General features: G+C 57.7%; 1 protein-coding gene. It reads left to right on the forward strand.

The window, feature by feature from the left end; translation table 11 throughout:
* Positions 1 to 83: 83 nt before the first annotated feature.
* A partial coding sequence (locus EZI54_RS23930; protein WP_207389353.1) for a hypothetical protein occupies positions 84 to 925 on the forward strand: 842 nt, incomplete at its 3' end.

Below are 925 nucleotides of genomic sequence, written 5' to 3' on the forward strand. Positions count from 1 at the left end.
TCGTCTCATTTGAAAGGGGCTTCCCGGCCCAGTCGCTCCAATCCATGCCACCGCTCAGAACGCGTGATCTCGGCGTCGAGCTCATGCTTGAGCAGCCCGTCCACTTCACGCCGGCTTTCGAGCAGCCGGAACCCGAGGAACTCTGCCAACGTCTGGCCACCCGCCTCCAGTCCATCACAGAAGATGGAGAAGAAGCACCGAACCTGGACATCGGTTGCAAGCCCGCCAAGGATGCCCTGGCTAATCTCAGGAACAGGAAAGGCATTGCCTGCGCCGCTGTCTCCGATGTCCTGTTCAAGTTCAGGCATTCGCTGGCCCAGATCCATCAGGCCCTACAGTACCTGGATGTCATCGAAATCAGCCTCAAGGGCCAACCACTGGCCCACTCGGCGACATTGATACGCCAGGCGGTTTTCGATCCGCGAAAGAACGGTCCCAGCCCGTTGGCGGAGTATGGCGATGCCGTCGACCGGAACAAGCTCGACGAGGTGCTGCTGACCAGCGAGCGCCAGTACGCAGCCGACATCATCAACCACCATGTCGGTAAGCTGAAAGCGCTGATGGAAAATGGCGAGCTTGACGCCGTGCTCGCAGACTACCTCACCCAGGACGGAATTGGAGTCTGCGAGGCTTACAGCCTATGCGCTGATCACCTGAACGTTTTACAAAAGATTCCAGACATCCTGGCCGGGCATGGTATTGAAGAAGAGCATCGAATTCTGAGCTCACTTAACCGTTGGATAGCCAACAGCAACTGGCTCGACGTCTGGTCTCCAATCCGGCAAACAGACGACGAGGACTCTCCCTACCGCCGGCTCCAACAATTGGCGGCGGATCAGACGGACATTAATGACGATCACCTCGACCAGCTTCACCTGCAATCCCTGGCCTTACTCGAAAAGCAGGTCCAGCAGGCAAAGGCTGA

Origin of the sequence: Marinobacter halodurans (genome assembly GCF_004327985.1) — a bacterium.
In the GTDB taxonomy this organism is placed as follows: domain Bacteria; phylum Pseudomonadota; class Gammaproteobacteria; order Pseudomonadales; family Oleiphilaceae; genus Marinobacter_A; species Marinobacter_A halodurans.